We start from the raw sequence: 22889 nt of genomic DNA on the forward strand, positions 1-22889 counted from the left end.
TCCTTAGATAATGCCGAGCTTGCCGAGCTCGATCTGAGCACTGAGCGGGTCATCGACGAGGGTCAGACCTGCAACCTCGTTTGCACTTACGAGCAACTCGGCGTTGTGGATCTTTACCGTTGGTCCACCCAGTACGACGGGGCAGGTGATGTTGGCCAGCAATCGCGGAAGTTGCGCCACGTTCAAGGCCTTGCTCGAATACAGCACGATGCCTCGCGGTTGCAGGTATTCCGCCGCCAGTGCGAGCTCACCCACCGGTAGCGGCCAATCGAAGACTTCCACAGGGCAGTCAGCGCTGCTGATCAGCCAGGCCGTTAGCCATAGATGCGGCTCGAGCGGCAGGTCGGAGTGGTTCACCAGCAGCACCGGCTTGCCACTGAGCTGGCGATTGTTGTGATAGATGCGTGCACCGAACTTGCTGCGCAGCCAGGAGTAAAAGAACGTGCGCTCCAGTTGAGCACCGAACTTGCCTTGCCAACGCTGTTCCAGTTCCGCCAGCAGCGGCATCAGGAGCTGTTCGCACAACGTGCGAGGCGGGTACAGGGACATGGCCTGGTTGAACACATCATCGACTCGACGCTCCGCCAGTTCGCCGATGGCGATCAGCAGCGTCTGGCGCAGGGCATCCCAGTCACTCGAGGGCGGCGGCGCATCCTGTCGGTCGTCGTCGAGCAAGGCTTTGACCTGGCTGACGGACACGCCACGGTTGAGCCAGGTGAGGATCATCATCACGCGCTGGACGTGTTCCTGCGAATACAGACGATGACCCTTTTCGGTACGGTGCGGGACGATCAGGCCATAACGCCTTTCCCAAGCGCGCAGCGTGACGGCATTGACGCCGGTCTGGCGTGCAACCTCGCGGATCGGCAGCCAGTCGTCCGGGGCATCCTTATCCAACTCATTCATGTTCAAATCGCATTGCGCAGGCTCAGGTTTTCCGGATGGGGCTGCATGTACACCTGCAGCGCTACATACGGATCCGGGTGTTGGCGGAAGTGGTGTTTGAGCAGGGTCAACGGCACGATCAATGGCACAATGCCTTGATGGTACTGGCCGATGAGCGTTTGAATTTCCTGCTTGTCCTCGGCACTGATGGTCTGCTTGAGGTAGCCGGTCAAGTGCTGAAGCACGTTGGTATGGGTACGACGGGTCGCGCATTTTTTCAGGGCGGTCATGAGCTCGCTGAAATACTGCGGAGCAATGTCTTTCGGATCGCTGCGCCCCATGCTGCCGAGCATCTTGCCCAGTGCCTTGTATTGCACCGGATCGTTGGCCATCAGCTGATATTTGTAACGCGAGTGGAACTCGGTCAGGGCACGGCGCGTCACGCCTTCCTTCAGCAGTTGCTGCCAGGCGGAGTAAGCGAACACGCGCGTCACGAAGTTTTCCCGCAGCACAGCGTCGTTCAAGCGGCCGTCTTCTTCGACGGGCAGGTTGGGGTGCAGGTCGCAGAACGCCTTGGCATAAATCCCGCTGCCGCCACCGTCGACAGGGGCGCCGTTCTCGCGGTAGACCTTGACCCGCTCCAGGCCGCACGAAGGCGATTTCTGCATGAAGATGTAGCCGCAGATATCGCCCAGCTCGCTGGCCATTTGAACGCCGTACTCGGCCAGCGCTTCGGTCACATCAAGGTCGCGGTTGACAGTGCCCAGGGCTCGCGGGTTTTCCGCATCGCCAACCAGGCGGATAGGCTCGCGCGGGATGCCCATACCGATCGCGACTTCAGGGCAGGCCTGGACGAAATCGAAGTATTGGCTCAGCGCGCGCGTGCATAGATGCGATTCCTTGTGGCCGCCATTGAAGCGAACCTCAGCGCCCATGAGGCAAGCGCTGATCCCCAATTTGGGCTTTTCGGTTACGGGCGTTGACATCACCAACCTCTACAGAAGACTTGTACAGACAACATGCTCTGTACAACTTGTCCTCATCATAGGTGCATAGCTGTACAAGTCAAATTGTTTGTAGAGGATTTGGACGGGTGTTTGAAGTCGTTGTCACTGGGTGATGGAAAGCGTCGCCCTGCCTTCGGTGTAATGCTGCCGTGCAGCAAACACCGGACGACTGTGGGAGCGGACTTGTCCGCGAATGCATGACTTCAGCCACCGCATTTTCGCCGGATGTACCGGCCGTTTCTCGAACATGTGGAGCGCAGCTCGATCTGCGCCTACAACAGGCCGTCTTACTTCCAGCCCATCCGCCAGACGTCGGCTGCCTGCAACACTTGCCACGGCAGACGTTCGCTGCGCTGGGTCAGCACCGCCTGCAGTTCGATCTCCAGCACCGTGCCTTCTTCGTCCTTGAACAGCTCGGTCACCAGAAAGTGTTTTTCACGATTGACCGGGGTGGCTGCTGTCCATTTCGACAGCAGCAGTTTACGTGGATTGATCTGATTCATTGGGCGTGTTCCAGTAGGCGACGTGCGGCTTCCTGACCGCTGAGCCATGCACCTTCGACCCGGCCCGACAGGCACCAGTCGCCGCACACGTAAATGCCCAGATCGGCATCGGACAGCGCGCCCCACTCGTGGGAACCAGCCGGTCTGGCGTACAACCAGCGATGGGCGAGGCTGAACACTGGGTCGGGCATGGTGCAGTCGATCATTTCTGCAAATGCGCCTTTCAATTGTTCGACGACTTCTTCCTTGGGCATGTCCAGGTGCTGCCTGCTCCACTGGCTGGTGGCATGCAGAATCCAGGTATCCAGCGTGTCGTCGCGTTCAGGTTTGCTGCGATTGCGTGCCAGCCAGTCAATCGGGCTGTCCTGCACGAAGCATCCCTGCATAGGCGTTTGCAGCGGTGTGCTGAACGCCAGGGCGACGGCCCAGGTCGGGTCCATCTTGACGCCGGCCACGACGCTGGCCAGTTTCGGTGCGGCAGCCAACAGTGGGGTGGCCTGAGGAGCTGGGGTGGCGATGATGACGTGGCTGAACGGACCGTGGCTCTCGCCCTCGGCGTCCAGCAGGTTCCAGTGCTGTTCACCGCGAAACACGTCGGTGATGCGGCATGAGAACGACACCGGCAAATCGCCGCGCATGGCCCGGGTAATGGCGCTCATGCCCGGCTTGCCCACCCAGCGCACCTGTTCGTCGGGCGACGGGCTGAGCCTGTTGCCGTGGAAGTTGTAGAGCGAAGGGGTCCACTCGGCGACATGGCCTTGGGCTTGCCATTGCTTGACGGCCGCTGCGAAGCGGCGATCACGCGCCGTGAAATATTGCGCGCCCATGTCCAGCGACCCGGCGTCGCTGCGTTTGCTCGACATCCGACCGCCGCTGCCGCGGCTTTTGTCGAACAGATGTACCTCGTGCCCGGCCGCAGTGAGCGCCTGGGCTGCTGAAAGTCCGGCGATACCGGTACCGATGATTGCGATAGGGACAGTCATAGGGGCCTCGTTACCTTGTCTGCACAGACTACGCCGTAGTTAAAACCTGTACAATCTTCTTGTTTGGTATAACTTGCAGGGGTTCTCAATATTGTTGTGAGCCACTCTGCAACCTTGAAGGTCGAAGACGTTCAGTCTGCTGCCAATCGACAATGGGCCAACCACCCGAGCGGGCAGTAAAGCTCCAGTCCGTTCAGGTGTGGCCTATTGTTCAGTCAATGGTTTCGTTGTCTGGATAAGCGTCACCTTTAAAAAATAGACTACTCAACAGCCACGAACGCCACGCGAGGTAACCTGCCATGCACATATTGCTGACCGGCGGTACTGGTTTGATAGGACGAGCGCTTTGCCGACACTGGTCCGCTCAGGGCCATCAGTTGACCGTCTGGAGCCGACAGCCCGCTGACGTTGCCCAGTTGTGCGGATCATCGGTGAAGGGCATTGCCCGTCTCGACGAACTGGGCGATCAGCCTGTCGATGCGGTCGTCAACCTGGCAGGCGCGCCGATTGCCGACCGACCCTGGACGCGCAAGCGCCGGTTGATGCTGTGGGACAGCCGTATCGGCCTGACCGAGCAATTGCTGGCGTGGATGGACAAGCGCAGTCAAAAGCCTGCATTGATGATTTCCGGATCCGCAGTCGGCTGGTACGGCGACAGTGGTGAGCGTGAACTGAACGAAACGTCCAACCCCGCCAAGCAGGATTTTGCCAGTCAGTTGTGCGGCGCCTGGGAAGAGACCGCGCAGCGTGGCGAAGCGCTGGGTGTGCGTGTGGTCGTGATCCGCACCGGTCTGGTGTTGTCCGACCGGGGCGGTTTTCTGCAAAAACTGTTACCTCCGTTCAAGTTCGGCATGGGCGGTCCTATCGGCAATGGCCGTCAGTGGATGCCCTGGATCCACGTCGATGACCAAATCGCGGCCATTGATTTTCTGTTGAATCTCGATGACGCACGAGGCCCTTATAATCTTTGCGCCCCGGCGGCGGTGCGCAATCGCGACTTCGCCAAGACCCTTGCCGGGATTCTCCATCGCCCGGCGTTCATGCCAATGCCGGCGCTGGCCCTGAAAGTGTTACTGGGAGAGTTATCGGTGCTGCTGCTCGGTGGTCAGCGTGCGCAGCCTGATCGTTTGCAGCAAGCCGGTTTCACGTTCCGCTTCACCGATTTGAAAACCGCCCTGCAGGATTTGCTGGGTCGACACTGAAAGCCATTGAATTAGGATGTTGCATGACCGATCACGCGTTGTTGCTAGTCAACCTGGGTTCGCCTGCTTCCACCCAAGTGGCAGATGTGCGTAGCTACCTCAACCAGTTCCTGATGGACCCTTACGTCATCGACCTGCCGTGGCCGGTGCGCAGACTGTTGGTGTCGCTGATCCTGATCAAGCGTCCCGAACAATCTGCCCACGCCTATGCGTCGATCTGGTGGGACGAGGGCTCGCCGTTGGTGGTGCTGAGCAAGCGTTTGCAACAGGCGATGAAAAAGGAGTGGGTTCACGGCCCGGTCGAGCTGGCGATGCGTTACGGCGAGCCGTCCATTGAAACGGTGCTGACACGGCTGGCGGAGCAGGGCTTCAAGAAAGTCACGCTGGCGCCTTTGTACCCGCAGTTCGCCGACAGCACGGTGACCACCGTCATCGAAGAGGCCAAGCGCGTGGTGCGGGCCAAGTCGCTGAGGATGCAGTTTTCGTTGTTGCAGCCGTTCTTCGATCAACCGGAATACCTCAATGCATTGGTCGAAAACGTGCGCCCGCATCTGGAGCAGCCACACGATCACTTGCTGTTGAGCTTCCACGGTCTGCCGGAACGGCATCTGCACAAGCTCGACCCGACCGGCAAGCATTGCTTCAAGGAAGACTGCTGCATGACGGCTCCCGCAGAAGTGCTTGCCACCTGCTACCGTGCCCAATGCTTGCAATCGGCTGCGGCGTTTGCCAAGCGCATGGGCATCCCGGACGGCAAGTGGTCGGTGTCGTTCCAGTCGCGCCTGGGGCGCGCCAAGTGGATCGAACCCTACACCGAAGCGCGTCTCGAAGAGCTCGCGGCCCAGGGCGTGAAAAAGCTGCTGGTCATGTGCCCGGCGTTCGTTGCCGACTGCATCGAGACGCTGGAAGAGATTGGCGACCGCGGTGCCGAGCAGTTTAAGGAAGCGGGAGGGGAGGAGTTGGTACTGGTGCCTTGCCTGAACGACGACCCGAACTGGGCGAAAGAGCTGAACAAACTTTGCGAGCGTGCGCCGTTGATGCTGTGAGGTGCTCACCCAACCGGGACGCAGAGCGTCCCGGGCTGAATAGAACTCACCGTGAATGCATTTATCCCTGTGGGAGAGAGCTTGCTCACGAGGGCTTTAGTTCAAATGCCCCTGTCTTCAGGGCTGTACCGGCCTATTCGCGAGCAAGCTCGCGCCCACGGGATATCAGCAAGACTTGTGTACAACCGGACGCTCCGCGCCTGAGGTGACGCAGAGTGTGACGATCAAGGCGCTTACGGCAACTGATCATCCAGCTGTTTGTTCTTCCAGCTGTCATTCCCCGGCAGGATCAGGTTCAGCACAATGGCGGTCACGGCGCAGAGGGCGATGCCTTTCATGCCGAAGTCATCCGGGCCGGTGCCCGTACCGATCAACACGCCACCGATACCAAACACCAGCGTCACCGAAACGATCACCAGATTGCGCGCTTCCGACAGGTCGATCTTGTGGCGGATCAGCGTGTTCATGCCCACCGCCGCAATCGAGCCGAACAGCAGGCACAGAATTCCACCCATCACGGGCACCGGAATGCTCTGCAGCAGCGCGCCGAACTTGCCGATGAACGCCAGGGTGATTGCAAAGACCGAGGCCCAGGTCATGATTTTCGGGTTGTAGTTCTTGGTCAGCATCACCGCGCCCGTCACTTCGGCGTACGTGGTGTTGGGTGGTCCGCCGAACAGGCCGGCTGCCGTGGTGGCGATGCCGTCACCGAACAGCGTGCGGTGCAGCCCCGGCGTCTTCAGGTAATCGCGACCGGTGACACTGCCCACTGCAATCACGCCACCGATGTGTTCGATGGCAGGCGCCAGCGCAACCGGCACGATGAACAGGATCGCCTGCCAGTTGAATTCCGGCGCGGTGAAGTGCGGGATGGCCAGCCACGGAGCAGCGGCAATCTTCGCGGTGTCGACCACGCCAAAATAGAACGACAAGGCAAATCCGACCAGCACGCCCGAGATGATCGGCACCAGGCGGAAGATGCCCTTGCCGAACACCGCCACGATCAGCGTGGTCAGCAGCGCAGGCATCGAGATCAGCATGGCGGTCTGGTAGTGAATCAGCTCGGCGCCATCACCGGTTTTGCCCATCGCCATGTTGGCGGCAATCGGTGCCATTGCCAGGCCGATGGAAATGATCACCGGACCAATCACCACAGGCGGCAGCAGGCGGTCGATGAAACCGGTGCCTTTGATCTTCACGGCAAGGCCCAGGAAGGTGTAGACGAAACCTGCCGCCATCACGCCGCCCATCGTCGCTGCCAGACCGAACTGGCCCTTGGCGAGAATGATCGGGGTAATGAAGGCAAAGCTCGACGCCAGAAACACAGGCACCTGGCGACCGGTCACGATCTGGAACAGCAGCGTGCCCAGACCTGCGGTGAACAAGGCAACGTTGGGATCGAGTCCGGTGATCAGCGGCATCAAGACCAGCGCGCCAAAAGCCACGAACAGCATTTGCGCACCGGAAAGGACCGTACGCCACAGTGGATCGTTGAACTCGTGCTGCGTCATCGGGTTATGCGTCCTTCTGTTTGGTGCCGAAAATCTTGTCACCGGCATCGCCAAGGCCCGGGATGATGTAGCCGTGCTCGTTGAGGCGTTCGTCGATGGACGCGGTGTAGATCATCACGTCCGGGTGCGCGTGCTCCACGGCCGCGATCCCTTCCGGGGCGGCAACCAGCACCATTGCGCGGATTTCCTTGCAACCGGCTTTCTTGAGCAGGTCGATGGTCGCGACCATCGAGCTGCCGGTAGCGAGCATCGGGTCGATGATCATCGCCAGGCGCTCGTCGATTTCGGGCACCAGCTTTTCAAGGTAGGTGTGGGCTTGCAGGGTTTCTTCGTTGCGGGCCACGCCCACGGCGCTGACCTTGGCGCCCGGAATCAGGCTGAGCACGCCGTCGAGCATGCCGATGCCAGCGCGCAGGATGGGCACAACGGTGATTTTCTTGCCGGCGATTTTCTCGACCGACACGGTTCCGGCCCAGCCCTGAATGTCGTAGTTTTCCAGGGTCAGGTCAGCGGTGGCTTCATAAGTAAGCAGAGCACCCACTTCCTGAGCCAGCTCACGGAAATTCTTGGTGCTGATGTCTGCGCGGCGCATCAGGCCGAGCTTGTGGCGGATCAGCGGATGACGGATCTCACGAATGGGCATAAGGAAAGGCTCCAGCGGGGGCAAAAAAACGGCCTAGGTTAATCTATTCAGCCGATACTGTCTTACGATGTGTGCAGTATTGTTCTGCTACTTGGACGTTCGCAGCTTTTAGAAGACACTCGCAACGTTAGTCCAGAATCGCTTGCCCTGAGCCGAACGGATGCGTACCTTTGCCCGCTTTTCTTACACTGCCCCCACCTGGAGAGCGCTTCATGTCTGCTGATCTCGAGCATATCCGTCAAATCATGCGCGAGGCTGACTGCCTGTACACAGAGGCCGAAGTCGATGCTGCCATCGCTCGCGTCGGCGCGCAGATCAATGCCGAACTGGCAGAACGCAACCCGGTTGTGTTTTGCGTGATGAATGGCGGCCTGATCTTTTCGGGCAAGCTGTTGACGCATCTTAATTTCCCGCTGGAAGCGTCTTATCTGCACGCGACCCGCTATCGCAACGAAACCACCGGTGGCGACCTGTTCTGGAAAGCCAAGCCGGAAGTGTCGTTCATCGACCGTGACGTGCTGATCATCGACGACATTCTCGATGAAGGCCACACGCTGGGCGCGATCATCGATTTCTGTAAACACGCGGGTGCCCGTGCTGTGCATACCGCCGTGCTGATCGACAAGGACCACGACCGCAAGGCTCGCCCGGACCTTAAAGCCAACTACGTCGGCCTGCCGTGCATCGACCGTTACATCTTCGGTTTTGGCATGGACTACAAAGGCTACTGGCGCAACGCTGCCGGTATCTACGCCGTCAAAGGCATGTAAAACTGCCTGATCGCTGCTCTGGCAACAGCCCGGGGCAGCGTTCATCCGCACTGCTCAAGGACAATTCTGCATGAAGCTACTGATGTCGGGCGCCTTTGCGCTGTCGCTGTTGTCGGGTCTGACAGTTGTCGCACCGGTGTCGGCCAGCCCCATGCATGAGCAATACCTGCCACCCGACGAGTCAAGTCTGCGTGCCGGCGAACACGAACAGCAGCAATTGATGCGGGTCACCGAATACACCATCGTTGCGGGGAATCAGAGAACGTCGAGCCAGCAGCCGATTCCGGTCACCTCGCCGTTGCTGTTGCGCCTCAAGGGCAAGTCCTTGAACAAGGGCGCATCCATCTCGCAGGTTCTGGTCCACTTCGATGCGGGCGACAGCAAGAGCTTGAAGAAGCCCGCTTACGACGAGCCCTCGCGCACCCTGACGCTTTACTACCCGCTGGCCCAATACCGGGTGCTGGTGGACCTGTTGCGCAACGAAAAGGTGTATTGCCAGTTCATCAGCTACGCCAACGGCCATATCTGGGCCGATCTGCACACCACGCCTGCACGCGCGCGTTGAGCCGTATGCTCGCAGGGGGGTAAACTGCCCGCCCGTGAACGTGTGCGATTAGCTGGAGCCTGCAATGCGTAAAGACAAGAAACAGTTGATTGGCGATGAGATCGGTGACGAGCAGATCAAACTGTTCCTTAACTTCGAACCCTACGACGCCACGTCGCCGTCGCTGCACAAACTGATCAAGGCCTATCGTGGCCTGCGTATCAACGATTTCGAGCGCTTTCTGGTGTTCTTCAAGGAAGCCGGTCATGACTTCGACGGCAAGGACGAGCACGGCAACGACTTCATCGCCCTGATCAAGGATCAGCGCAACGCCGAGGAATACATCGAGCTGATTGAACAGGCGCGCGGCTAAGCGTTTTTCGGTTCAATGATCGTGCCCATGCTCTGCGCTCATCGTTATACACATATCCTCATGGAGGAATACGATGCCTGAACGTGGGAGCGGACTTGTCCGCGAATGCTGCGCTTCAGACGCTGGATCTTCGTCGGATGTACCAGCTTTCGCGGACAAGCGGAGCGTCGCCCGGCCCGCTTCTATGGGCGAAAAAGTGCCCGCTCCAGATGCGCATTACAATGGGCGCTCTGCGTGGTAGCGCCGCCCAGGACGCTCTCGAATGTGACGCGGAGCGTGGGCACGATCTGAAGCGACTCTGAGTTACTTGCGGGCCTTGTAAGCCTTGCCGTAATGCCGCTCAAGCCTGGACTGCAACAGCTCCAGGCCGATCGACATAATCCAGTACAGCACCGCTGCGGTGGTCAGCATTTCGATGTAGCGATAGCTGGACCGGCCGTAGGATTGCGCCAGAAACATCACTTCCCAGACGCCCATCACCGAAATCAGTGACGAATCCTTGAGCATCGAAATGAACTGGTTAGTCGTCGGCGGGATGATGGTGCGCATGGCCTGAGGCAGGGTGACGCGCCAGAATATCTGGGTGGGACGCAGCCCCAGCGCCAGTGCCGCCTCGCTCTGTCCCGCCGCCACCCCAATGATCCCGGCACGAAAAATCTCGCTCAGGTAGGCCCCGTAGTTCAGCGACAGGGCGATCACACCGGCCATGATCGCGCCTGGCACAATCCCCACCTGTGGCAAGCCCAAGTAGATCAGCAGAATCTGGATCAGCAGCGGTGTGCCGCGAAAGAACGAGGCGTAGAAACTGGCGATGCCAAAAGCCACGGCGCTGCTGGACAGTCGCGCCAGGGCGGTGACGAAGCCCAGCACCACCGAGACGATGATCGAGCACAACGAAACGAACAGCGTCAGTGCCGCACCCTGCAGAAAGCCATTGGGCGCAAGATGCAGCCCGATCAGGTTGGGCAGCTTGTCGAGAATGATCGACAGCTTCAGGTCGAAGCTCAGGAAAAACCCTGCAAACAGCACGAACATGACGAGCCAGGTCAGGTAAAGCCGGGTGCGGAAACCGAAGATTCGTTTGAGCAGGCTTTCATCGGCCTGCTCGGGTGGGCGTGGGAAAGAAGTCATTTACTGATATCGGCGCCGATCCACTTTTGCGACAACTTGCTCAGGGTGCCGTCCTTTTTCAGCTCGGCGAATACTTCGCGAACCTTGGCATCCCACTCCGGATCATTCTTCTCGATGGCGACGAAGTTGGGCTCTTCGTACAGCGACTCGCCCGCCAGCTTGAAGCGCTTGTCCTGATCCAGCCGCGGTTTGGCGGTCACCAGATTGGTCAGCACCGCATCCAGACGCACGCCAGCGCCGAGGCCCAAGTCCTGGAACGCCACGTTGTCGTTGTCGTACGGCGCGATCTGCACGTTCTCGAACGGGTATTGCAGCGGCTTGTCTTCGGCGCCTTCGATGACCAGGTTCTTGTTCAGGTAACTTTCATAGCTCGATGCACTGGTCAGGCCGACCTTTTTGGCGCTCAAGTCCTTGGCCGAGTGAATGCGGTCATCCTTGGCGTTGACCACGATCACTGCAGGCGACGCGTAATACTCGACCGGGAAGTTGAACACTTCAGCGCGGGCCTTGCTCGGGGTCATCGAGCAAACGCAGATGTCGTAACGACCGCTCCAGCGCCCGGCTGCGATCACGTCCCAGGACGGTGTTTCAAGGCGCAACTTGACGCCCAGCTTCTGGGCGACCGCCTTGGCGACATCGACGTCAAAGCCGTCCAGTTCGTTCTTGTCGTTAAGGAAAGAGAAGGGCGGGTAACTTTCCATGAGGACGTTCACCAGCTCTTTGTTCTTCTGAACGCGGTCCAGTGTGGCGCCGGCCAGGGCTTGAGTGGAGGCGGCCAGAGTAACCAGGCCAATGCCCAGCAAAGCGCTAAGTTTCACGGATGTCCCCTGAGAAAGTGTTTGTAGTTTGTCGAAAGTGCCGTATTAAATACGTTATACAAGACTGACTCATAATGAGTTTTTTTCATATACATATAAGTAGATCAGCTATGACCCAAGGCTCAACTGTAATTCTCGATGGCGGCATGGGCCGCGAACTACAGCGTCGCGGCGCGCCATTTCGCCAACCTGAGTGGTCCGCGCTGGCGTTGAGCGAAGCACCCGAAGCGGTCAGCGACGTGCACGCGGCTTACATCGAAAGTGGCGCTCAGGTGATTACCAGTAACAGTTACGCGGTAGTGCCGTTTCACATTGGCGAAAAGCGTTTTGCGAAGGAAGGCCAGGCGTTGGCGGCACTGGCCGGCAAACTGGCACGGGCATCGGCCGATGCGTCCGGGGGACGTGCGCGTGTCGCAGGCTCCATTCCGCCACTGTTCGGTTCTTACCGTCCTGACTTGTACAAACCGGAGCGTGCTGCCGAAATCCTGGAGCCTCTGGTCGCCGGTCTGACGCCTTATGTAGATTTGTGGCTGGCCGAAACCCAGAGCTGCATTCTTGAAGCGCAAACCATTCGCACAGGGCTGCCAGCCGACGGCAAACCGTTCTGGCTGTCCTTCACGTTGCAGGACGAAGACACCGACGAAGTACCGCGTCTGCGTTCCGGCGAGCCGGTGGCGGAGGCTGCCAAGGCAGCGGCTGAAATGGGTGTCGCGACGCTGCTGTTCAATTGCAGCCAGCCGGAAGTAATTGGCGGTGCCATCGATGCGGCACGCGATGTGTTCAAAGCGTTGAACGTCGATATCGCCATCGGTGCTTATGCCAATGCCTTCCCGCCGCAACCCAAGGACGCCAAGGCCAACGATGGCCTGGATGAGTTGCGTGAGGATTTAGATCCGCAGGGCTATCAGCAATGGGCATCTGACTGGGTTAAGCGTGGTGCCACCCACATTGGTGGTTGCTGCGGCATTGGTCCAGAGCATATCGCGGTACTGTCTCGCAGCCTGTAATCGATGGCTTCGGATAGCGCAAAGAAAAACCCCGTGGCTCCGAGAGTCCACGGGGTTTTCAGTTCAACAGCAGTCGAATCAGGCGAAGGTCTGTTCCTGACTGGTCTTTTCGGTCAGTTCCAGATTCTCGTCGTTCTGGCTGCTGACGCGTTCATACAGCGCTGCGTCGGTTTCCAGCGCCTTCTCCCGAGCCGGGAAAATCTCGTTGAGCTTGGCAGCCCACTCGGTGCGGGTTTTTTCCGGGAAGCAGCGTTCGAGCAACTCCAGCATGATCGATACGGTAACCGATGCACCTGGTGAGGCACCCAGCAGTGCGGCGAGCGAACCATCTTTGGCCGAAACCAGCTCGGTGCCGAATTGCAGCACGCCGCCTTTCTTGGCGTCTTTCTTGATGATCTGCACGCGCTGACCGGCCACTTCCAGGCGCCAGTCTTCAGCTTTCGCCTCAGGGTAGAAACGACGCAGGGACTCCAGGCGCTGCTCCATCGACTGCATCACTTCGCTGACCAGGTATTTGGTCAGGTCCATGTTGTCGCGGGCCACGGCCAGCATCGGCTTGATGTTAGCCACACGCACCGACAGCGGCAGATCGAGGAACGAGCCGTGCTTCAGGAACTTGGTGGTGAACCCGGCATAAGGTCCGAACAGCAGGGACTTCTTGCCATCGACCACGCGGGTATCAAGGTGCGGCACCGACATGGGCGGCGAACCGACCGCTGCCTGGCTGTAGACCTTGGCCTGGTGATGCTTGACCACTTCAGGGTTGTCGCAACGCAGCCACTGGCCGCTGACCGGAAAACCGCCGAAACCTTTGCTTTCTTCGATGCCGGACATCTGCAGCAACGGTAACGCCGCACCGCCAGCGCCCAGGAACACGAACTTGGCGTCGATCTGACGGGTGCCGCCGCTGTTCACGTCTTTGATGGTCACGGTCCAGCCATCGCCCTTGCGGGTCAGGTCGGTCACGCGCTTGCAGTATTTGACCTGCGCGTCCGGCGCGCTGGACAAATGCTTGAGCAACTGATTGGTCAGTGCACCGAAGTTGACGTCGGTGCCATTCATCATGCGGGTTGCCGCGATCTTTTCGTCGGCTGGGCGGCCCGGCATCATCAGCGGCATCCACTCGGCCAGCTTGGCCTTGTCTTCGGTGTACTCCATCGACGAGAACGCGTGATGTTTGCGCATGGCCTCAAAACGGGTCTTGAGGAACGAGATGCCGTTTTCGCCCTGAACGAAGCTCAGGTGCGGCACCGGATTGATGAACGACCTGGCAGAGCCGAAGGTGCCCTTGCGGGCCAGGTAGGCCCAGAATTGCTTCGAGACTTCGAACTGGGTGTTGATATGCACCGCTTTCTTGATGTCGATGGAACCATCGGCAGCGGGCGGGGTGTAATTGAGTTCGCACAGGCCGGCATGGCCGGTGCCTGCGTTGTTCCAGGGGTTGGAACTCTCAGCAGCACCGGAATCCATGAGCTCAACGACTTCCAGCTTGAGGCCGGGGTCGAGCTCTTTGAGCAGTACGGCCAGGGTGGCACTCATGATGCCGGCTCCGACCAGTACTACATCGACTGCTTCGTTATGCGCCATTAACGCGTCTCCAAAATCTGCAGCACCAAATTGACGGCATACGATCCTGAGGCTGTGTGCCGGAATGTCGGGGCAAGGGTCTGGGTTGTGCCCATCGCTTCCCGGCCAGGATCATCTGTCCGATTCTTCGCAATTTTTTGCATCTCAAGCGCAGGTCCCGGTCAGGCTCGTGAAAGGTTCATCAGTACGGCATGAACGCATTTTCAAGCCCGCTCGGCCATTCGACCATCGTCAAGGCATCGGTCACCTGAGTGACCCGTCCCCGTCGACAGTCTTCAGGCTCCGGTGATGGAGGCGCAGTCGCGGTCAGTCCTGTTCAAAAGGGCCGGTTCAGACGCTGATGGTGCATTTACAAACGCGTACCTATTCATTTGCTCGCCACACTCTTGTGAAGTAGTGAAACCGTTTTTCACGTTCTTTTGGAAACGTGAACCAAACCTCAAAAATGGCTGCGGTAGCAGCTCTGGCAGATCGATGCATACAGAGTGAGGCGCTGACAGACCAGAAAGGTTCGATAGGATTCGAGCGATTCTGCACCATTCATCGAGCACACCGGCGTGCAATGACCTGTGTGGGCGGCTCTCTGTGGGCAGAACGGAGGCGCTAATACGGTGATTAGCAATGCTGCGAGGCCCGATCAGGAGACGTCCTTATAATCGGGGGGTGATTATAACGATGAAACGACAGAAATTGATCGGTCTAAGTGACTTTTATTCTTGATCGGGTCAGGCGGTGATGAGCTGGCGACGCGTTCTCGGCATGTCACGCTGCGCAATACGTGCGCTGGCGGGCAAGGGCTGATTCAGCCAGCCCAGCTTCTGTTCGCTGACTTCGACCCACTCATGCCCTGAAGGAGGCTCGGCGCAGTGTTTGAATGCACGGCAGACACCCGCATGATCCACGCGAGCGTAATGACGATGCTGTGGGCGTGCGGTGAACAGGGACCAGAACAGATTCATGGCGCAGCTCCTATCATGGGTGAGCGTCGAGGCAGTGAAGGCAAGTCTGCCGCCTTGATATGACGCCCTGATTACACCTCGCAGGCCTGAACCATCGCAGATGTGTGGCGGTCCTAGCCTTACCCATTGGCGGACACTGGTTCGCAGGTGTCGCACGCCGCTATACTGCGGCACATTTAGTGTCTGGCCCACGGAGAGATGAGCATGCTGCGTCGCATTTTGTTCGGTTTGCTTGCTGTAAGCAGTTTGACCCTGGTGGGCTGTGCCCACAGCCCGCAACAACTCAGCCCCCAACCCAAGCTGAACGCACAGCTTGCGCCCGTCGGACGCGGCCAGCCGGTCATCGTGCGGGTAGTGGACGGCCGTCCCGGCCCGACGCTGGGCACACGTGGCGGTATGTACCCGGAAACCAGCTCCATCAGCGTCAGCGGCAACGACATCGTGCCCAAGCTGCAAGCCCAGGCTGAAGCGGCCGTACGTCTGTTGGGCTTCACGCCGACTCAGGGTGGCGGCAACGCACCTCAGTTGACCGTGACCCTGGCTGACCTCAAGTACCAGTCGCCTAAAGAAGGCCTGTACGTAACCGAAGCCACGATCAGTTCGACCTTCCGCGCCGACGTGCGCAACAATGGTCGTAACTACAGCGGCCGCTACGCTGCATCGCTGGACCAGCGTTTTGGCATGGCGCCGAATCAGGAAACCAACACCAAACTGGTGAGCGATGTTCTGAGCGATGCGCTGACCCGCGTGTTCCAGGACCCGACCATCGGTTCGACCCTGTCGCAGTAAATCACTGCGCATAAAAAGCCCGGCCCTCAATGAGAGGGCCGGGCTTTTTTACGTCTGCAGGATCGGGGCGGGTCAGGCTGCCTGCTGATAAAAGTCCAGAAAGCTTAAGCCGGTGTCCTGATCCATGTCGGGGAGGTCGTGATGAACATGGCCACCCAAGGCACAGTAGACCAGCCAGTGGCGGTCTTGAACATTGAAAGACCAGGCGTCGACCAGCTCCTGCTGTTCATCGCTCTGGGCAATCAAATAAAGGCGGTCCTGGTTTTTTGCGTGCAGCATGACAAGCTCCAAAAGGAAGGAAGTCCGTTTCTTGAGGAGCCACACAATGCCGGTGGTGCGTTACGGTTAGGTGACAGCGGCAGGGAAAGTTCTTACAGGATGATGCGAGCAGACTAATGCCCTGTGGTCCGGACTGGTCGCTATAAGCGTCTGGCCGTGAATGACAGGCCGCGTGGGAGTGAGCTCGCTCACGAAGGCTATGGTTCGGACGCCCTGTTTTAGGGGTACGGTAATCACACCTGCTCACATTGCGCTCAGCGGACGTTACGAATCGCGCAGCAGGTGTTTGGTGAGCATCGATACTGCTTGCACCGGCGAAGTAAAGGCAGTGTCTATGCGAAATGGAACTTCGGTCCACGCTTCGTATTCGTGATCCAGCACAGATTCCCAAGTGGGTGGAGTGAGCCCGGGAATATCACCCAGCCTCGTTTCTACGCGGCGCTGATGTTCACTTTTATCCGAGCAAATCACTTCAATATTCATTAGCCGGACGTCCGCCTTCGAGGCAACTTCACTCCAGCTCATTCGGCTTTCGGTCACCGGATTTACACAATCAACGATGACTGTACGGCCTAGATAAAGATTACTCAGCGCAAGCTCATTAGCGACCATGTAACCGCTGTGCCCGACGTCTTGGGCAAGTGCGCCGGAGTTTCGAATCGCTTGCTCAATCGTATCGATACGCAGGTAGAGAGCGGCTACCGTAGCGACGAGCTCCTTGGCAATAGTAGTTTTTCCGGTGCCAGGCAGGCCGCTGAATACGATAAGCATTGTGTGTCCTTCACATTGGGTGGCTTACTGTAAGCCTTGGCCAGTCCTGCGGTAACCGTTGCCCAGTCTCGCTCGCTCCCTGCGTCGCCAAGCGAGTTGCTAATCAAACTTGCAAAACGAAGCGCTTCAATACGTAAGATCAGTCAGACGCCTCTCAACGTCCGCCGAAGTCACTCGCCAAGCCGGAGTAGGTAGTTATGCAGGCTTCTCTGCTTGCTTAGCCATTTGCTAAGCAAGCACGAACTGCCTCATTGCCGCCATCATTGCGATGACCAAAACGGCTAGCCCAATCGCAGACGTCCATTGGGCTGAAGGGGTTATTGAAAACCAGGAGCCTTTAGCAGGATACTTCCCCAAGGTAAGGGCCTTCATAAAAGGCCAGCCGATAGGGAAGCAAATCGCTTGGAAAACAATCTCAGCCAGTACACTCAATATTTCACTCAACGGTCATGTCCCGCCTAATTACCAGTCCCTGAAGTTTAATCAGACTGCTACAGCCTGGCGATGACAAGGGGAGCCGAGGGGCAAACGATACCGAGCAAGCCGCTCGCCTATCAGTTGATATCGGTTGAAATCACGCAAGATGACTTGGCTGAACGCTTACTTCCGGGGCTGTACGGGCTCCTTCGCGGACAAGTCCGCTCCACGGGATATCGGGTTTTGCCGGTCAATAACGGTGTTGATCATGCCAACGCGGAGCATTGGCACGATCGCCCGCGATTTAAAGCGCCAACCCTGCCTTGACCCGATACTGGTTACGCACCGGCATCGCGTACTGCTGCACCAGATAAGGCCGATGCTCGGCAGGTGCGCCGGCCAGTCGGCTTTCCCATTCATCCCTGGTGCGATTGAGTTCGTCGGCAGGGAACAGGTCGGCCGCCAGCGGCACATTCAGGCTCGGGTCGGCATCGGCCCATTGCGCATACGCCAGGTAATGCACCGGGAACAGGCGATAGCCGCCGAGAATCTGCCGGTCCATTTCGATAGCCAGTTGCTTGGTGTCTTCGAAATGCTCGGTGATCGGCGGGGCGAAGTTGACGTGTACGCGGCCTTTATAGCCGGTGATGCCCAGCGCGATACTGACGTCATCCTCGCCCGGGGTTTTGGTGTAAACGCCCGTGGTTGCGCGGATATACAGCTCGCGAGCCTTGGCCTGGTCGCACGGATCGTATTCGTAGCTGATCGACACCGGGGTCAGATTCAGCGAGCGGATCACGTCACCAAAAGGCTCGTCCTTGCGGCTCATGTGGAACATTTTCAGGATCGCCGATTCGGTACGGTCATCTCCGTCCTTGGCGCGACCTTCGGCCTGGGCGATCCAGATGGACTGGCAATCCTTGGTGATCGAGTGGTTGATGTAGGCCGACAGCAGTTGATAAGCCGCCATCTTTTCGCGTCGCCCGATGATCGAACGGTGCACGATAAAGCTCTTGTTCAGGCGCATCAGATCGCTGACAAAGGGCTTCTGCAGCAGGTTGTCACCAATGGCAATGCGCGGCGTAGGCAGGCCTGCGTGATACACGGCATAGTTGACGAACGCGGGGTCCATCACGATATCGCGATGATTGGCCAGAAACAGATAGGCGCTGCCGGATTTGAGTTGCTCCACGCCTGTGTACGTCACGCCATCGGTAGCGCGCTCGATGGTGTGATCGACGTAGTACTCGACTTTATCCTGCAGCGTTGCGACCGAATCGATACCGGCGAACTCACGGCGCAGTTTGCGGGCCAGGGTCGGTTGCAGAAACCAGCCCAACGCAGGCGCCAGACGAGGGAAACGAAATTTGGTCAGAATCGCGAGAAAGGCTTTATCACTCAGCAGACGTGCCAGAACGGCTGGGACTTCTGAATCGTTGTAAGGTCGGATGGCATCGAATTCGCCCATCATGCTCTCTTGTTGGAATCGGATAGGGTAAAAAGAAGGCAGGTTTTTCACGACAACCTTCAAAGAATGGCGCAATTATACGCACAACTGATCCCGGAGACCGCGATGCAGGAATTACAGAGTTACGACTGCCCTTACTGCGGCGAGCCCGTGGAGGCGTTACTGGATCTGTCCGGCGGTGATCAACAGTATATTGAAGACTGTCAGGTTTGCTGCCGTCCGATCGTATTCGACCTCCAGACCGACGGCGAGCAATGGACGCTGGATGTACGCACCGAGAACGAGTAATGCAGAGAATCTACGAGCCGGAAAACCTCATGGAAGGCGAGCTGCTGCAAGGAATGCTGGCCAGTGAGGGAATCGACGCGGGCCTTACAGGGCGTGATCTTCTGGGTGGCATGGGCGAGCTGCCGGTGTTCGGCCTGTTGTGGATCACTGTCGAGGATGACAAGGTCGAGCGCGCACGCGAACTGATCACTGCGTACAATGCAGCTTCGCCATTGTCCGGTGGCGATGAGCCGGACAGTTTTCCCGATGTACTGGTGTGCTGAGCGCCTTCCTTTAAAGAGTCCGATTACCCCTCATGTGTGGACGTTATGCCCTGTTTCGCTGGACGCCCGCGTTTGCGGCCTTGCCCGGTTTTCCGGCTGACCAGCAGGCGCAATGGAATATTTCCCCGGCCGACTGGGTACTGATCATGCGTGCTGCCGAGGTCGACGGCGATGTAGAGCTGGTGCGTGCCCGCTGGGGCCTGACGCCGGCCTGGCTGACGGACCTGTCGAAAACCCCTGCGCATGCCCGTGCTGAAACCGTGGCTGAGCAGCCAATGTTTCGCGAGGCGTTCAGCAAGCGACGCTGCCTGCTTCCCGCCAACGGCTTCTACGAGTGGCGCGGCACCTCGCGCAAGCGCCCGTTCTGGCTGACGCCGGGCGAGGGCTCGGCACTGTTTTTTGCGGCGATTTGGGAGGCGTACCCGGTTCAAGGTCACACCTATCTAAGTGTTGCGGTGGTCACCCAGGCGGCCGCCACTCAGCGCCGTCCCTTGATTCTGGATGCCGAAGGTCAGAAAGCCTGGCTGGCGGCCGATACGCCACTGCCCAAATTGCAGGCCTTGCTGGCTGCCCCGCAGGCCGCATTGCGTGAGCGACCGCTGGCCAGTTTTGTGAACGACCCGAAACTCAATGCACCTGAGTGTCTGACGCCGTTGAGTTAATAATGGCTTACAAGCGGTTACCTGTCTGATACACACCTGACATCCATAAGGAACCATTCGGTCTTGCCATGTACCAATATGGCAATTGGCTGGTATCTGGCGCTGGGTGTGTTCACACCCTAGGATGACCGCCTCATGAACAAGGAGATTCACCATGCGTCAGTCATTTGCCCTGTGTGCCTTGAGCGCTGCGTTACTGCTCGGCGGGTGTCAATCCGTTAATACCACGACGGGTGATTCGGTGGGTGTCGAGCGCAAGCAATACATGTTCAGCATGCTCTCCACCGATGAAGTGAACAAAATGTACGCGCAGTCCTACCAGCAGACGGTGGGCGAGGCGAGCAGCAAGGGTGTGCTGGACACGACCAGTTCCGATGCCAAGCGCGTCAATGCGATTGCCAAGCGATTGATTGCTCAAGCGCCCAAGCTGCGGCCCGATTCGGCTCAGTGGCAGTGGGAAGTGAACCTGATCAAAAGCGACGACCTGAACGCCAACTGCGGGCCTGGCGGCAAAATAATTTTCTACACCGGGCTGATCGACACGCTGAAGCTGACCGACGACGAGATCGCGGCGGTCATGGGCCATGAAATCGCCCACGCCTTGCGCGAGCATGGTCGTGAAGCGATGTCTAAAGCGTACGGCGTGGCAATGGCCAAGCAGGGCGCGGGTGCTTTGCTCGGTCTGGGCCAGGACAGCATGGCGCTGGCCGACACAGTGGTTAACTACAGCCTGACCCTGCCCAACAGCCGCAGCAACGAAAACGAAGCGGATCTGCTGGGGCTGGAGCTGGCCGCACGCGCCGGTTACAACCCCAACGCGGCGATCACCCTCTGGCAGAAAATGACTCAAAACGCGGGTGGTTCGCAGCCTGAGTTCATGAGTACTCACCCGGCTTCGCAGAACCGTATCGCGTCCCTGGAGGCGGCCATTCCCAAGGTGATGCCGCTGTACCAGAGCGCGCCCAAGTCCTGATTGGCGCGCATGGCCGCTGCGTTTCGTGAACATTCGCAACGCAGTCCGGCCTCGATCATACCCAGCCACTGACCTGCATGGCTTTGTACACGGCCACCAGCGCCAGTACGAAGAAGGCACAGGCGGCCAGTCGACGAATCATCGTCAGCGGTAGCTTGTCTGCGGCGAAGTTGCCCGCCAGCACCACGGGCACGTTGGCGATCAGCATGCCGACTGTGGTGCCGATGATCACCAGCCACAGATGCGAATATTGCGCCGCGAGCATGACCGTGGCGATCTGTGTCTTGTCGCCGATTTCTGCGATGAAGAACGTGATGAGGGTGGTCATGAACGGACCGAATTTGCGTGCCGTGCTGGCTTCGTCGTCGTCCATCTTGTCCGGGACCAGGGTCCAGAGCGCGGTGGCGGTGAAGCTTGCGGCGAGAATCCAGTGCAGAACTGCATCGGAAAGGAAGCTGCTGAACCAGGCACCTACTGCCCCGGCCGCCGCATGGTTGGCCAAGGTCGCGGCAACGATGCCGGCGATGATGGGCCAAGGCTTGCGAAAACGTGCGGCAAGGATGAGCGCGAGCAATTGCGTCTTGTCACCGATTTCGGCGAGCGCAACGACTGCGGTAGGGATTAAGAGTGATTCCAGCATCAGGTTTCCTAAGGGGCGGGTCGACACGGCTATGACACGTACAGCCTTCCCGCCCCGGGTAAGGTGTTCGTGTCATAGGTCTTGTCAAACCACCGATCCGTCTGAGCGGATTCTGGGTCGCACGCACCATGGTCTGAGGACCAAGTATGTTGATACGTGCCGGACGAGCGTGAGGCTCGTGGGAGACTACTCCCCTAGGACGGAGCGGATTCTGCCCTTGCAAAATCCTTTCGGCAAGCTCTTATTTTAAGAACGTTTGGCGCTATAGATCTTGAAGCCATTACCTTGCGCACGTACTTCGCAGGTGCCGACGTGTTCTTCGATCAGCGGCTGATAGCGCAGGAAGTTGTTGGCAACCAAGCGCAGTTCGCCGCCTGATTTCAGATGTTGACGTGCTTTTCGCAGCAGGTTTTCGGTCGCCATGTAGTCAGTATGAACACCGACATGAAAAGGCGGATTGCTCAAAATCGTGTTCAATCCCATCGGCGCGGCGTCGATTCCGTCGCCGGTCAAAACCTCTGCTTCAAGACCATTGGCTGCCAGAGTCAGGCGCGAACTGGCCGTCGCGAACGCGTCCACATCCAGCATCACCACCTCGTTATGCGGGTAACGACGCTTTACCGCAGCACCGAGAACGCCCGCGCCACAGCCGAAGTCCAGCAGATTGCCGCTCGGGAGCTTGTCGATATTTTCCAGAAGCAACGCCGAACCCCGGTCCAGGCGGCCGTGGCTGAACACGCCGGGAAGGCTGATGACCGTGAGCGGGCCGTCCTGCAGGTCGATCTGATAAGGCTTGGCGAGGCTTTCCAGGCTGACGGCCTGTGGAGCCGTTTCAACCGTCACTTGCCAGAGCTGGCAATGACGGGCGCTGTCGAGTTTGCGAGCTCGCCCGAACGGGCTCAGTTGCCGTGCGGCGGCTTCGATACCGCCACGCTTCTCGCCGACCAGAAACAGTTCGCGGCCCTGAAGGCGCGAGGCCAGTGCGTTGAGCAGGTAATCGGTCAGGTCGCGGGCCTTGGGCAGGAACAGCACCGCAGCGTCGAACGGTTGCTCCGGTGCTTCGACACCAAAGTGAGTACGCCCCTCGAAGCGTGCGTTCAGTGCCGCCTGATCACCCGCATGCCAGCACCAGCCACGGGCATCCGGCAGCTTTCCGAGCAGGTCATCGGCAGGCAGACCGGCCAACAACAGCGAGCCCTGAAACAGCTCGGCCTGACGGAGTAACACTTCACTGCGCGGGTCCATTGAATGGCTCCTGAAAAAGCGCGCAGTTTAACAGGATTGGCGAACGGGCATTCTGGAGAAAGGCGCAGGATTGGCAGTCTCTGACCCTCTGCGATCAAGTCTGCTTATACTGATCGTTCCTCACG

Annotated in this window: 26 protein-coding genes; 11 read left to right on the forward strand and 15 right to left on the reverse strand. The window is 58.8% G+C overall.

Annotated features, from left to right (window positions below; genetic code table 11):
* Positions 1 to 3: 3 nt before the first annotated feature.
* The 4 genes from ALP40_RS06585 to ALP40_RS06600 form a co-directional block, all read right to left on the reverse strand.
* Entirely contained in the window at positions 4 to 906 is a 903-nt protein-coding gene (locus ALP40_RS06585) for a MerR family transcriptional regulator (RefSeq protein ID WP_122207501.1), read from the reverse strand.
* A gap of 2 nt (positions 907 to 908) precedes the next feature.
* Complete coding sequence (locus ALP40_RS06590; RefSeq protein ID WP_122207502.1) at positions 909 to 1871, reverse strand: DUF523 and DUF1722 domain-containing protein; 963 nt, start codon at positions 1869 to 1871, stop codon at positions 909 to 911.
* A 308-nt stretch (positions 1872 to 2179) separates the two neighbouring features.
* Positions 2180 to 2395: a TIGR02450 family Trp-rich protein gene (locus tag ALP40_RS06595; RefSeq protein ID WP_122207503.1), complete on the reverse strand. Its 216-nt coding sequence runs from the start codon at positions 2393 to 2395 to the stop codon at positions 2180 to 2182.
* A complete protein-coding gene (locus ALP40_RS06600) occupies positions 2392 to 3378 on the reverse strand; it encodes an NAD(P)/FAD-dependent oxidoreductase (RefSeq protein ID WP_122207504.1) in 987 nt (328 codons plus the stop codon). Before ALP40_RS06600 ends, ALP40_RS06595 begins: the two co-directional genes overlap by 4 nt.
* A gap of 299 nt (positions 3379 to 3677) precedes the next feature.
* On the opposite strand from ALP40_RS06600, the gene ALP40_RS06605 reads away from it, so the two are divergent.
* Together ALP40_RS06605 and hemH are read left to right on the forward strand one after the other, a co-directional pair.
* Positions 3678 to 4580 (forward strand): TIGR01777 family oxidoreductase, encoded by a 903-nt coding sequence (locus tag ALP40_RS06605; protein WP_122207505.1) that lies wholly within the window; start codon positions 3678 to 3680, stop codon positions 4578 to 4580.
* A 23-nt stretch (positions 4581 to 4603) separates the two neighbouring features.
* The gene (hemH, locus tag ALP40_RS06610; RefSeq protein WP_122207506.1) at positions 4604 to 5626 is read left to right on the forward strand and encodes a ferrochelatase; all 1023 of its coding nucleotides are present in this window, start codon (positions 4604 to 4606) and stop codon (positions 5624 to 5626) included.
* Positions 5627 to 5859: 233 nt separating this feature from the next.
* Here hemH and ALP40_RS06615 read toward each other — a convergent pair whose 3' ends face one another.
* Together ALP40_RS06615 and upp are read right to left on the reverse strand one after the other, a co-directional pair.
* Positions 5860 to 7137 (reverse strand): uracil-xanthine permease family protein, encoded by a 1278-nt coding sequence (locus ALP40_RS06615; protein ID WP_122207507.1) that lies wholly within the window; start codon positions 7135 to 7137, stop codon positions 5860 to 5862.
* A gap of 4 nt (positions 7138 to 7141) precedes the next feature.
* Positions 7142 to 7780, reverse strand: coding sequence for a uracil phosphoribosyltransferase (gene upp / locus ALP40_RS06620; RefSeq protein WP_122207508.1), 639 nt, complete (start codon positions 7778 to 7780; stop codon positions 7142 to 7144).
* Between the two features lie 212 nt (positions 7781 to 7992).
* Here upp and ALP40_RS06625 point away from each other — a divergent pair, with 212 nt between their 5' ends.
* From ALP40_RS06625 to ALP40_RS06635, 3 genes are all read left to right on the forward strand, one after another.
* On the forward strand, positions 7993 to 8550 hold the full coding sequence (locus ALP40_RS06625) for a hypoxanthine-guanine phosphoribosyltransferase (protein ID WP_004879756.1): 558 nt from the start codon (positions 7993 to 7995) through the stop codon (positions 8548 to 8550).
* A gap of 70 nt (positions 8551 to 8620) precedes the next feature.
* Positions 8621 to 9115, forward strand: a complete 495-nt coding sequence (locus tag ALP40_RS06630; protein ID WP_122207509.1) for a hypothetical protein — start codon at positions 8621 to 8623, stop codon at positions 9113 to 9115.
* A 64-nt stretch (positions 9116 to 9179) separates the two neighbouring features.
* Positions 9180 to 9467, forward strand: a complete 288-nt coding sequence (locus ALP40_RS06635; protein WP_004879753.1) for a PA4642 family protein — start codon at positions 9180 to 9182, stop codon at positions 9465 to 9467.
* Positions 9468 to 9770: 303 nt separating this feature from the next.
* On the opposite strand, the gene ALP40_RS06640 is transcribed toward ALP40_RS06635, so the two are convergent.
* Together ALP40_RS06640 and ALP40_RS06645 are read right to left on the reverse strand one after the other, a co-directional pair.
* Positions 9771 to 10598, reverse strand: coding sequence for an amino acid ABC transporter permease (locus tag ALP40_RS06640; RefSeq protein WP_122207510.1), 828 nt, complete (start codon positions 10596 to 10598; stop codon positions 9771 to 9773).
* Positions 10595 to 11416: an ABC transporter substrate-binding protein gene (locus ALP40_RS06645; RefSeq protein WP_122207511.1), complete on the reverse strand. Its 822-nt coding sequence runs from the start codon at positions 11414 to 11416 to the stop codon at positions 10595 to 10597. Before ALP40_RS06645 ends, ALP40_RS06640 begins: the two co-directional genes overlap by 4 nt.
* 110 nt (positions 11417 to 11526) lie before the next feature.
* Between ALP40_RS06645 and ALP40_RS06650 the strand changes: the two genes are divergently transcribed.
* Complete coding sequence (locus ALP40_RS06650; protein WP_122207512.1) at positions 11527 to 12423, forward strand: homocysteine S-methyltransferase family protein; 897 nt, start codon at positions 11527 to 11529, stop codon at positions 12421 to 12423.
* A 78-nt stretch (positions 12424 to 12501) separates the two neighbouring features.
* Here ALP40_RS06650 and mqo read toward each other — a convergent pair whose 3' ends face one another.
* On the reverse strand, positions 12502 to 14010 hold the full coding sequence (gene mqo, locus ALP40_RS06655) for a malate dehydrogenase (quinone) (protein WP_122207513.1): 1509 nt from the start codon (positions 14008 to 14010) through the stop codon (positions 12502 to 12504).
* 725 nt (positions 14011 to 14735) lie between these two features.
* Positions 14736 to 14969, reverse strand: coding sequence for a hypothetical protein (locus tag ALP40_RS06660; protein WP_122207514.1), 234 nt, complete (start codon positions 14967 to 14969; stop codon positions 14736 to 14738).
* A 204-nt stretch (positions 14970 to 15173) separates the two neighbouring features.
* Between ALP40_RS06660 and ALP40_RS06665 the strand changes: the two genes are divergently transcribed.
* Positions 15174 to 15758 (forward strand): YajG family lipoprotein, encoded by a 585-nt coding sequence (locus ALP40_RS06665; RefSeq protein ID WP_122207515.1) that lies wholly within the window; start codon positions 15174 to 15176, stop codon positions 15756 to 15758.
* A 72-nt stretch (positions 15759 to 15830) separates the two neighbouring features.
* On the opposite strand, the gene ALP40_RS06670 is transcribed toward ALP40_RS06665, so the two are convergent.
* The 3 genes from ALP40_RS06670 to ALP40_RS06685 all read right to left on the reverse strand — a co-directional run bounded on the left by ALP40_RS06670 (position 15831) and on the right by ALP40_RS06685 (position 18693).
* Positions 15831 to 16037, reverse strand: a complete 207-nt coding sequence (locus tag ALP40_RS06670; protein WP_122207516.1) for a hypothetical protein — start codon at positions 16035 to 16037, stop codon at positions 15831 to 15833.
* A 264-nt stretch (positions 16038 to 16301) separates the two neighbouring features.
* Positions 16302 to 16808, reverse strand: coding sequence for an AAA family ATPase (locus ALP40_RS06675; protein WP_122207517.1), 507 nt, complete (start codon positions 16806 to 16808; stop codon positions 16302 to 16304).
* A 721-nt stretch (positions 16809 to 17529) separates the two neighbouring features.
* The gene (locus tag ALP40_RS06685; protein WP_183136007.1) at positions 17530 to 18693 is read right to left on the reverse strand and encodes a 1-acyl-sn-glycerol-3-phosphate acyltransferase; all 1164 of its coding nucleotides are present in this window, start codon (positions 18691 to 18693) and stop codon (positions 17530 to 17532) included.
* Between the two features lie 105 nt (positions 18694 to 18798).
* On the opposite strand from ALP40_RS06685, the gene ALP40_RS06690 reads away from it, so the two are divergent.
* The 4 genes from ALP40_RS06690 (at position 18799) to ALP40_RS06705 (ending at position 20879) form a co-directional block, all read left to right on the forward strand.
* Positions 18799 to 18981, forward strand: a complete 183-nt coding sequence (locus tag ALP40_RS06690; RefSeq protein ID WP_025996322.1) for a CPXCG motif-containing cysteine-rich protein — start codon at positions 18799 to 18801, stop codon at positions 18979 to 18981.
* Complete coding sequence (locus ALP40_RS06695) at positions 18981 to 19244, forward strand: putative signal transducing protein (RefSeq protein ID WP_122207519.1); 264 nt, start codon at positions 18981 to 18983, stop codon at positions 19242 to 19244. Before ALP40_RS06690 ends, ALP40_RS06695 begins: the two co-directional genes overlap by 1 nt.
* 32 nt (positions 19245 to 19276) lie before the next feature.
* Positions 19277 to 19906 (forward strand): SOS response-associated peptidase, encoded by a 630-nt coding sequence (locus ALP40_RS06700; protein ID WP_122207520.1) that lies wholly within the window; start codon positions 19277 to 19279, stop codon positions 19904 to 19906.
* A 154-nt stretch (positions 19907 to 20060) separates the two neighbouring features.
* The gene (locus ALP40_RS06705) at positions 20061 to 20879 is read left to right on the forward strand and encodes a M48 family metallopeptidase (protein ID WP_122207521.1); all 819 of its coding nucleotides are present in this window, start codon (positions 20061 to 20063) and stop codon (positions 20877 to 20879) included.
* 55 nt (positions 20880 to 20934) lie between these two features.
* Here the strand turns inward: ALP40_RS06705 and ALP40_RS06710 are convergent, their stop codons facing one another.
* Together ALP40_RS06710 and ALP40_RS06715 are read right to left on the reverse strand one after the other, a co-directional pair.
* Complete coding sequence (locus tag ALP40_RS06710) at positions 20935 to 21519, reverse strand: TMEM165/GDT1 family protein (RefSeq protein ID WP_004885157.1); 585 nt, start codon at positions 21517 to 21519, stop codon at positions 20935 to 20937.
* A 246-nt stretch (positions 21520 to 21765) separates the two neighbouring features.
* On the reverse strand, positions 21766 to 22764 hold the full coding sequence (locus ALP40_RS06715; RefSeq protein WP_122207522.1) for a class I SAM-dependent methyltransferase: 999 nt from the start codon (positions 22762 to 22764) through the stop codon (positions 21766 to 21768).
* Positions 22765 to 22889: the final 125 nt, after the last annotated feature.

It is taken from the genome of Pseudomonas viridiflava, assembly GCF_003702045.1.
Taxonomy (GTDB): domain Bacteria; phylum Pseudomonadota; class Gammaproteobacteria; order Pseudomonadales; family Pseudomonadaceae; genus Aquipseudomonas; species Aquipseudomonas viridiflava_C.